Source organism: Streptomyces curacoi (assembly GCF_001513975.1).
Taxonomy (GTDB): domain Bacteria; phylum Actinomycetota; class Actinomycetes; order Streptomycetales; family Streptomycetaceae; genus Streptomyces; species Streptomyces curacoi.
Genome location: NZ_KQ947993.1, coordinates 268,236 through 277,494 on the forward strand (window position 1 = coordinate 268,236; position 9,259 = coordinate 277,494).

11 protein-coding genes are annotated in these 9,259 nt (G+C 70.9%); 4 read left to right on the forward strand and 7 right to left on the reverse strand.

The features are described from left to right. Positions 1–130: 130 nt before the first annotated feature. The gene (locus tag AQI70_RS31160; protein WP_062155801.1) at positions 131–865 is read right to left on the reverse strand and encodes a GbsR/MarR family transcriptional regulator; all 735 of its coding nucleotides are present in this window, start codon (positions 863–865) and stop codon (positions 131–133) included. A 311-nt stretch (positions 866–1,176) separates the two neighbouring features. Between AQI70_RS31160 and AQI70_RS31165 the strand changes: the two genes are divergently transcribed. After that, positions 1,177–2,706 (forward strand): serine hydrolase domain-containing protein, encoded by a 1,530-nt coding sequence (locus AQI70_RS31165; protein ID WP_341845970.1) that lies wholly within the window; start codon positions 1,177–1,179, stop codon positions 2,704–2,706. 96 nt (positions 2,707–2,802) lie between these two features. On the opposite strand, the gene AQI70_RS31170 is transcribed toward AQI70_RS31165, so the two are convergent. Together AQI70_RS31170 and fabG are read right to left on the reverse strand one after the other, a co-directional pair. After that, entirely contained in the window at positions 2,803–3,558 is a 756-nt protein-coding gene (locus AQI70_RS31170; protein WP_062155802.1) for an SDR family oxidoreductase, read from the reverse strand. Positions 3,559–3,570: 12 nt separating this feature from the next. Beyond that, a complete protein-coding gene (fabG, locus tag AQI70_RS31175) occupies positions 3,571–4,332 on the reverse strand; it encodes a 3-oxoacyl-ACP reductase FabG (protein WP_062155803.1) in 762 nt (253 codons plus the stop codon). A 297-nt stretch (positions 4,333–4,629) separates the two neighbouring features. On the opposite strand from fabG, the gene AQI70_RS31180 reads away from it, so the two are divergent. Further along, positions 4,630–5,046: an excalibur calcium-binding domain-containing protein gene (locus AQI70_RS31180; protein WP_062155804.1), complete on the forward strand. Its 417-nt coding sequence runs from the start codon at positions 4,630–4,632 to the stop codon at positions 5,044–5,046. A 53-nt stretch (positions 5,047–5,099) separates the two neighbouring features. Here the strand turns inward: AQI70_RS31180 and AQI70_RS31185 are convergent, their stop codons facing one another. Then, on the reverse strand, positions 5,100–5,516 hold the full coding sequence (locus AQI70_RS31185; RefSeq protein WP_062155805.1) for a DUF3037 domain-containing protein: 417 nt from the start codon (positions 5,514–5,516) through the stop codon (positions 5,100–5,102). Next, complete coding sequence (locus tag AQI70_RS31190; RefSeq protein WP_107117114.1) at positions 5,513–6,367, reverse strand: HipA family kinase; 855 nt, start codon at positions 6,365–6,367, stop codon at positions 5,513–5,515. The genes AQI70_RS31185 and AQI70_RS31190 overlap by 4 nt, the downstream gene beginning before the upstream one ends. Positions 6,368–6,607: 240 nt before the next feature. Here AQI70_RS31190 and AQI70_RS31195 point away from each other — a divergent pair, with 240 nt between their 5' ends. After that, on the forward strand, positions 6,608–7,021 hold the full coding sequence (locus AQI70_RS31195) for a Rieske (2Fe-2S) protein (protein WP_062155806.1): 414 nt from the start codon (positions 6,608–6,610) through the stop codon (positions 7,019–7,021). Here the strand turns inward: AQI70_RS31195 and AQI70_RS31200 are convergent. Beyond that, a complete protein-coding gene (locus tag AQI70_RS31200) occupies positions 7,008–7,658 on the reverse strand; it encodes a cysteine hydrolase family protein (RefSeq protein WP_062155807.1) in 651 nt (216 codons plus the stop codon). The two genes, AQI70_RS31195 and AQI70_RS31200, sit on opposite strands and share 14 nt — an antisense overlap. Before the next feature lie 173 nt (positions 7,659–7,831). Here AQI70_RS31200 and AQI70_RS31205 point away from each other — a divergent pair, with 173 nt between their 5' ends. After that, positions 7,832–8,299, forward strand: a complete 468-nt coding sequence (locus tag AQI70_RS31205; RefSeq protein ID WP_062155808.1) for a pyridoxamine 5'-phosphate oxidase family protein — start codon at positions 7,832–7,834, stop codon at positions 8,297–8,299. 6 nt (positions 8,300–8,305) lie between these two features. Here the strand turns inward: AQI70_RS31205 and AQI70_RS31210 are convergent, their stop codons facing one another. Then, positions 8,306–9,208: a LysR family transcriptional regulator gene (locus tag AQI70_RS31210; RefSeq protein WP_004002844.1), complete on the reverse strand. Its 903-nt coding sequence runs from the start codon at positions 9,206–9,208 to the stop codon at positions 8,306–8,308. Positions 9,209–9,259: the final 51 nt, after the last annotated feature.

A 9,259-nucleotide genomic window follows, 5' to 3' on the forward strand; every position in this document is an offset into this window, starting at 1 on the left:
CAAAACATACCGCAGTGTTCCGGCGGGTGGACCTCTCGTCTCAGGAGCACTTGCTCACCTTCGCCGTGACTACGTTGTCAGGAGGCGCTGATCTCCTGATATCGGCCGCGAGGAGGCACCGGTGCGGGGGTCAGCCGTCATTGCTGTCGCCGGCGCTCGGGGTGCCCCGGGTCTGCCGCCACTGCTCCATGACCTGCCTGAGGGACTCGCTCACGAGGAGCAGGAGCTCGGCGGAGGACTCGAAGCGGGCGCCCGCCGGGGTCCCGCTCCCGAGGATCTCGGCTCCGCGCCGCGAGGCGGCCACCAGGGCGTCGTTCATCTGCACGGTCGCCCGCAGGGAGCGGAGCCAGATCCCGTCGTCGATGACGTAACGCTCGCGGCGCACACCGGGAGTGCGTTCCCGCCGGAGCAGGCCCTGCTGTTCGAGGAAGGTCACGGCGTGCGAGACGGACGCCGGGCTGATGCGCAGCCGCTGGACCAGGTCAGCGGCGGTGAGCGTGCCGGTGTCGGTGATGTACAGGCAGGCCATCACCCCGGCCGCCACCCGGGGCATCCCCTGCTGCACGAGGAGCGCGGTGAAGGATTCCGTGAAGTCCTGGACCGCCTCGGGATCACGCCCATGGCCGCTGTCGGGGATCGGTGGCGCCGGGGGCTCGGCCTGCTTGCGTCGGCGCGCACGCTGCCGTGTGGCCTCCTGCGCTCGATTCGCCCGGTAGTCGTCGGGTCCGCCGTTGCGGGTGACCTCCCGCATGACGGTCGAGGCGGGTCGCCCCAGCCGACGGCCGATCTCCGCGTATCCGAGCCCCTCGGCCAGCCCCTCAGCGATGCGCTGACGGTCCTCGGCGGTGAGCCTGCCTCCGGGCATCGGCGCTCGTCTCCCCTCTGTCGCCATGCGCGGAGCCAGGCGCCCGCACACCCGCCGCACAGTATGCCGCCCCACGAATCCCATTGCAATTCAAAGCCCGATCATCTCATTGCATTCAGCGTCAAGCTCATTGCAATGCAGGGCACAATCTGACCGACCATATCTGGGATAAGACGGACGTTTGTCTGTTGACCAATCACTGAACGCAATGTAGCGTCGCCGACGTTCAGCAATCGCTGAACACCAACGAGAGCCAACCGGGCGTTCCACACCGGCTCCCGCCTCTGGCCCATTCGAAGAAGGGCACCACCATGTCCGTCACCCTCACCGATCAGGACAAGCTCACCCTGCGGACCGCCGCGTACGGTGCCGTCTCGCTGCTGGCCGCCGCCGCTGGTGCCGGGGGCTCGCCCCACAAGGCCGCCACCGCGGGCTCCCTCGCCCTGACCTCCGCGACCGGCCTGGTCGGGCACGTGCTCGCCGAACGGACACGGGACGTGAAGCTGGGCGGCAAGTCCGTGGCCGCGATGGCCGACCAGGTACTGCCGGCCCTGACGGCAGCCATGGGCTTACTCCGGAAGCAGGCTCCGGCCGAGGCCGACAACTTCCGCAGCAGCGTCGTCACCGCCATCGAAGCGGCCGCCCGGACTCAGCAGGGCGAACCGAGTCCCACCATGGCTGAGATGGCTCGCAAGATCACCGGAGCCCTCGACCTGGCGGCCGGACCCGCGGCGACCACCGCGGACAGTACGGCCGTGCCGCAGGCCGCCGCCGGGCAGGAGCGCCCGGAACTGCAGAAGGCCCTCCAGGCGTTCGTCGATTCCGGTTTCGCCGGGATGCAGATGCGCGTGCACGACGAGCGGGGCGAGTGGGTCGGCAGCGCCGGGGTGCGCAAGCTGGGCGAGACCGCGAAGCCGCCGACGGACGGGCGGTTCTGGGTGGGCAGCACCACCAAGACCTTCGTCGCGACGCTGGTTCTGCAGCTGGTGGCCGACGGCTCGATCGGGCTGGACACCCCGGTGGCCGACCACCTGCCCGAGTTCCGGCTGGACCGGCGGATCACCGTGCGGATGCTGCTCCAGCACAGCAGCGGGTTGTACAACTACACCGGCGACCTCGACGCCGAGGGGACGCTTGTGCCGGGGATCGACGCGGCGGGCAAGAAGTGGGTGGACAACCGGTTCCGCACCTACCAGCCCGAGGAGCTCGTGCGGTTCTCGTTGTCCAAGCCGGCGCGGTTCGAGCCGGGGACGGACCAGAGCTACTCCAACACCAACTACACGCTGGCCGTGCTGCTGGTCGAGAAGGTCACCGGCCGCTCGTACGCCGAGGAGATGGAGCGGCGGATCCTCGGGCCGCTCGGGCTGCGGGGCACCGTGGTGCCGGGCGACTCCCCGGAGATCCCCGGGCCGCACGCCCACGGCTACTACCGCTACGAGGACGCCGGCCAGTGGAACGTGGTCGACGTCAGCCGCCAGAACCTCTCCCTCCTGGTCGGCGCCGGTGACATGATCTCGACCACCCGGGATCTCCACACGTTCTTCTCCGCGCTGCTGGGCGGCAAGCTCCTGCCGGCTCCGCTGCTGACCGAGATGCGCAAGCCGTACGGGAAGCTCGGCTACGGCCTCGGGCTGTTCGTGCAGGACCTGGGCCTGGACTGCGGCGGCACCATCGTCCACCACAACGGCGGCGCACCGGGGGGCTACGGGGCGCTGATGATCGGCACGCCCGACGGCGGCAGGACCCTGACCGCCGGGCTGACCACCGGCGACGCCGCGATCGACCCGGCGCAGGAGTTCCCGAAGGCGTTGGACAGGCTCATCAAGGACGTGTTCCGCTGACCACCGCCGCAGCGCCCGGTCGCCGTGCGGAACGGGCCCCGCTCGTCCAGCGGGGCCCGTTCCGGTGTGGTGTGGTGTGGTGCGGTGTCGTGCGCGTCAGCCGACGCCGGCGTTCAGGAAGATGCCGCCGTCGACGACGAGCGTCTGGCCGGTGACCCAGTCGGACTGCTCCGAGGTGAGGAACGCGGCGGCGCCCCCGATGTCGGAGGGCACCCCGAGCCGGCCCAGCGGGTAGGCCGCCGCGGCCTCCGCCTCCCGGCCCTCGTACAGGGCCTGCGCGAACTTGGTCTTCACCACGGCCGGGGCGATCGCGTTGACCCGCACCCTGGGCGCGAACTCGTGCGCCAGCTGCTGGGTCAGGTTGATCAGCGCGGCCTTGCTGACGCCGTAGGCGGCGATGAACGGCGAGGGCGCGATGCCCGCGACGGAGGCGATGTTGACGATGGCGCCGCCGTTGTCCTTCTGCCAGGCGTGCCAGGTCCTCTGCGCGAAGCCGAGCGCCGAGATCACGTTGGTCTCGAAGACCTTGCGGGCCACGTTCAGGTCGAGGTCGGCGATCGGCCCGAACACCGGGTTGGTACCGGCGTTGTTGACCAGGAAGTCGACGCGCCCGAAGGCCTCCATGGTGCGCTCGACGGCGACGGCCTGGTGGGCCTCGTCATGGGCCTTGCCCGCCACGTAGATGGCGCGGTCGGAGCCGAGCTGCTCGACGGCCTCCTTGAGGGCGTCCTCGTTGCGGCCCGTGATGCAGACGCGGTCGCCGCGCGCGACGAGCGCCTCGGCGACGCCGTAGCCGATGCCGCGGCTGGCGCCCGTGACGAGCGCGACCTTGCCGGAGAGTTCCGAAGTCATGTTCCCGATCCCCTAGTCGAGCGGTCCGCCGGCGACGTACAGCACCTGGCCGGAGACGAAGCCGGCGGCCTCGCCCGTGAAGAAGGCGATGGCGTTGGCGATGTCCTCCGGCTCACCGACCCGCGCCACCGGGATCTGGGTCGCGGCGGCGGCCTTGAAGTCCTCGAAGCCCATGCCGACGCGCTCGGCGGTGGCCTTGGTCATCTCGGTGGCGATGAAGCCGGGGGCGACGGCGTTGGCGGTGATGCCGAACTTGCCGAGTTCCTTGGCGAGGGTCTTGGTGAAGCCCTGCAGACCGGCCTTGGCGGCGGAGTAGTTGACCTGGCCGCGGTTGCCGAGCGCGGAGGACGAGGAGAGGTTGACGATCCGGCCGAAGTTCGCGTCGACCATGTGCTTCTGGCAGGCGCGGGACATCAGGAAGGCGCCGCGCAGGTGCACGTTCATGACGGTGTCCCAGTCGGAGACGCTCATCTTGAACAGCAGGTTGTCGCGCAGCACGCCCGCGTTGTTGACCAGGATCGTCGGCGCGCCGAGCTCCTCGGCGATCCGCGCGACGGCCGCCTCGACCTGTGTCTCGTCGGAGACGTCGCAGCCGACCGCGACGGCCTTGCCGCCGGCCGCGGTGATCTTCTCCACGGTGTCCTTGCACGCGGCCTCGTCGAGGTCGATCACGGCGACCGCGCGGCCTTCGGCGGCCAGTCGTACGGCGGTGGCGGCGCCGATGCCGCGCGCCCCGCCGGTGACCACGGCGACCCGCTGCTCAGTGGTGGACATTGCTGGTTCTCCTCGCCCTCGCGATGCGGCTCCTGCGGCACGCTCCTTAGTGAGCGACCGCTTAGTACCTTCAGCAGACGTGACGCTAGAAGGCCTGGCACCCGGTGTCAACGGCCGACCGGGTCCGTGTGATCGATTCCCCGGACGACCGACGCCAAGCGGGCGGACCCAGCCATGTCCGTCCCATGCCGACTCCGCACCGTGAGCACCCGAACGGTCTACGGCTGCGCGCCGCCGCGCCAGGTGGCCCCTAGCGTCGAAGCGCGAAGCCACAGATGGCCGGAAAGGAGGCGCACCATGCGCCGTCGCACCGCTGCCGTCGGCACGCTGTTCGTGATCGCCGCGACAGTGCCGCTCGCCGGACCCGCTCACGCCCAGGACCTGGACTGCCGCGACTTCAGGTTCCAGGAGGAAGCACAGGCCGTCTTCGACGCGGACCCGACCGATCCCCACCGGCTCGACGAGGACCAGGGGCCCGACGACGGCATCGCCTGTGAGGCACTGCCCCGGCGCGGCGGGGGCGTCACCTCGTCGACGACTCGCCCCACGAGCTCCCCGACTCCCACCACCGTGGCGCCGACCCGTGGCGCGCGAGGCGGGCTGGGCGGCGCGTCGACGTCCGGGCCGGGCGGCTGGGACATCGCCATCGGCGTGGCCTTCCTGACGGGCTCCGCGCTCACGGCCGGTTACCTGGTGAAACGGCGCAGGAGCTGACGCCCGGCGGGAGCACTCGGCCGGCGAGGGAGCGGTCACCGTGGAGGGAACGGTCACCGCACCAGAAGGTCCAGCAGTCGCTCCACCTCGGCCGCCGGGTCGGCGGTCAGGCCGGTGTGCACGGGCCCGGGCTGCACGACCGTCGAGCGCGGCGCGATCAGCCAGCGAAAGCGCCGCCCGGCGTCGTCGCGGGCGGCCTGCCCCGCCGCCTCGCCGCCGGCGCAGACCCCCTCGACGGCACGCAGGGCGGCCCGGACACCGGCCACGTCCGCCATGGGGTCGAGGGCGAGCAGCCGGGCCTCGTCGAGGTGGGTGCGGGCGCCGACGAACGCCTTGGCTCGGCAGTAGACGAGCACCCCGGCGTTGATGCACTCGCCGCGCTCGACACGGGGTACGACGCGCAGGACGGCGTACTCGAAGACGTCCCGGTCGCCGCCCTGTCCCGCCTTGATGAAGTGACGCTCGCTCACTCGGTCCCCTCGATTCCGTCGACCCGCTCGATACCGTCGACCCGCTCGATACCGTCGACCCGCTCGATACCGTCGGTCCGCTCGATACCGTCGGTCCGCTCGATTCCGTTGATCCGCTCGTGGATGACGGCCGCCCGCGCCAGCAGCGGCAGGGCATAGGCCCGTCGGAGGTCGTCCGGCGTGTCGAAGCCGGGCTCACCGGCCAGCCAGGCGTCCGGGATCTCGGCGGTGACCTCGGCGAGGAGGTCCTCGGTGACCAGGGGGGCGAGCCGGGCGGCGGCCGCGGCGACATCGGGCGCGAAGGGCCCCAGGGCGTGCTCCGCGGCGTCGTAGGGGCGCAGCGCGGACGCCTCGGCGCCGGGCCAGTTGTGCTGCCAGATCATGGTCGCGCCATGGTCGATGAGCCACAGCTCGCCCCGCCACATCAGCAGGTTGGGGTTGCGCCAGGACCGGTCGACGTTGTTCACCAGGGCGTCGAACCAGACGATCCGGCCGGCCTCTTCGGGGCTCACCTCGAAGGCGAGGGGGTCGAAGCCGAGCGCGCCGGAGAGGAAGTCCATGCCGAGGTTGGTGCCGCCGCTGGACCTGAGCAACTCCTGCACCTCCTGGTCGGGTTCGCCGAGGCCCAGGACCGGGTCGAGCTCCACCGTCACCAGCCGGGGCACCCGCAGGCCCAGCCGGCGGGCGAGTTCACCGCAGACGACCTCGGCGACCAGCGTCTTGCGGCCCTGTCCGGCGCCGCTGAACTTCAGGACGTACGTCCCGAAGTCGTCGGCCTCGACGAGTCCCGGCAGCGAGCCGCCCTCACGCAGGGGTGTGATGAAGCGGGTCGCGATGACTTCTTTGAGCATCGCCCCAGGTTACTGACGTTCGGACGGGGGACTGCCGGACAGGCCCCGGGGCCGCGCGCGGCCCGGACGGCGGTGCGGCGGCGCGCCGACAGCCAACCGACAGCACTCGACAGGGAATCGACAGGTCCGCTTTACCCACCTCTTCGCGGGACCGGGTCAGGATTCCGAGAGCGTCTGAACAGCAGGTCCCCGAGGACCGTACCTCTCGGCAGATCACGAATCCCCGGAAGGAACGTCAGCATGACCAGCGAATCAGTTCAGCCGGTGTCGGGACCGAGCCGCCGTACCGTCGTGGCGGCGGTCGGCGCGGCGGGGCTCGCCGCTGCGCTGACCGCGTGCGGGTCGGACGACGAGGCGGGCGCCGGCGGTGCGGCGCTCGCGAAGACCGCCGACATCCCGGAGGGCGGCGGCAAGGTCTTCGGCGACGAGAAGGTGGTGGTCTCACAGCCGACGGCGGGCGACTTCAAGGCCTTCTCGACGATCTGCACCCATCAGAAGTGTCCGATGACGGACCTGAAGGGGGACACCCTCACCTGCGCCTGCCACCAGAGCCAGTTCTCCGTCCTCGACGGCAGCGTGAAGAAGGGGCCCGCGACCCAGCCGCTGGAGGCCAGGCAGATCAGCGTGGAAGGCGACTCGATCACGCTCGCCTGACCCGGCGCGGACGCTTGAGGCAGCCCAGCACCTCGTCCGTGGTCGCGAGCGTGGCGACCAGTGCGAGGGTGTTGCGGATCATCGCGGGGGTGTAGTCGGCGGGCACCCCGGCGATGGCGTCCCGGGGCACGACCACGGCGTAACCCCGGTTCACGGCGTCGAAGACGGCGTTGGGGACCGCCACGTTGGCCGATACGCCGGTGACGACCAGCGTGCGGCAGCCGAGGTTGCGCAGCAGGGCGTCGACTTCGGTGCCCTGGATCGGGGAGAGGCCGTGCAGTCGTCGTACGACGAAGTCCTCCCCGGTGACCTCGATCGGGGCCGCCACCCGTACCGCGGCGGTGCCGGACAGCTGTTGGACGGGGAGTCGTTCGGCGGCGTGGAAGAGGCGGGCGTTGCGGCTCGCGCCGCGGCCGTCCGGGCGGCGTTCGGCGATTGCGTGGATCACCTGGACGCCGCTGTCGTGCGCGGCTGCGACCAGCCGGGCGACGTTGGCCAGGGCGCCCGAGGAGCGGGCCGCCTCGGCCAGTTCGGGCAGCGCGCTGTCCGGTCCGACGACGCCCTGCTGGCATTCGACGGTGAGCAGGACGGTGGTCGCGGGGTCGAGGAGTTCGCTGAGCTCGGCGTACGACGGCATGGTTCCCCCTGTGGTCGACGGCGATGGGGGGTCCCCCCTGCTCGGGCGGAGCCGGGAGCCCGGGGGCGGTGAGCGTAGCCACCATTGCGTGGGGAAGGAAGACGACCCATCCTTTTCTGACGTGATGTCAGAGGATCTCTCCTCTGACACGACGTGAGAGAAGAGGGGGCCGCATGACCGTCATTCAGCGCCGGGGCCGGAAGATCATGATGACGCCCGGTGAGCTGGACGAGTTCCTCACCACTCAGCGCACCTGCCGGGTCGCCACGGTGTCCGCCGATGGCTTTCCGCATGTCAGCGCCCTGTGGTTCGCCTGGGACGGCAACTCGCTGTGGCTGTACTCGGTCGTCCGCAGCAAGCGGTGGGCCGAGCTGCGCCGTGATCCGCGGGTCGCGATCGTGATCGACACGGGCGAGGAGTACGAGCAGCTGCGCGGTGTGGAGCTGTCCGGCAGGGTCGAGTTCGTGGGCGAGATCCCGCGCGTCGGTGAGCTGCGGGCCGAACTCGACGTCCCCGAGACGCTGTTCGCCCGCAAGAACTTCGGGCTCGACGAGATGCCGCACGACGGCCGGCACGCGTGGGTGCGGCTGACGCCCGAGAAGATCGTGTCCTGGGACTTCCGGAAGCTGGGGGCGCTGTAGGCGGCGTCAGGAGACGTTCTTCCCGGCCTCTTGCAGCGCCCGCACCGCCGCCCGGATCGACGGGCGGCGGTCGGCGTCGGCTCGCCAGACGATGTACACATGGCGCCGCACCCGCTGCTTCAACGGCACGGTCACGACCCCCGCGGGCATCGGATGGCGCCCCAGCAGCGGCGCGATGCACACGCCGAGTCCGGCCGCGACCAGCGCCAGCTGGGTGTGCGTCTCGGGGGCGCGGTGGCCGAGAAGGGGTTCGATGCCCTTGGAGCGCAGCGTGAACATCAGCCACTCGTGACAGAACTCGCCCTCGCCCCAGGTGATCCACTCGTCCTCGGCGAACTCGGCGAGATCCACCTCGTCCCGGTCGGCGAACCGGTGCCCCGCGGGCATCGCCACATCGGCCGGATCGTCCAGGATGTGCGCCTTGACCAGGCCCTCGGGCAGCGCCATCGGTTTGTTGTACCAGTCGAGCACGACGGCCAGGTCGAGGTCGCCGCGGACCACTCCGGCGATGCCGCTCTCCGGCTCCAGCTCGCACGAGCGCACCCGCAGCGCGGGGTGCGCCGTGCGCAGGGCGGAGAGCGCGGACGGGAACAGCCCGCGTGCGGCGGTCGGGAACGCCGCCAGTCTCAGCTCGCCGACGACCTTTCCACGCTGCGCCTCCAGATCGGACTGGGCCAGCTCGACCTGCGACAGAATGCGCGCCGCGTGCTCGGCGAGCAGCCGTCCCGCGTCCGTGAGCCGCACCCCCCGGCCGTTCTTGGCGAGCAGCTGCTGGCCGACCTCCCGCTCCAGCTTGGACATCTGCTGTGAGACGGCCGACGTCGTGATGTGCAGCCCCTCGGCGGCACCGCTGACCGAGCCGTGCCGGGCGAGGGCGTCGAGGGTGCGCAGGCGCTCCAGGTTCAACATGTAAGCAATGCTACGAGATATCACGTGCGAAATCTCGATTGCGCTACGAGA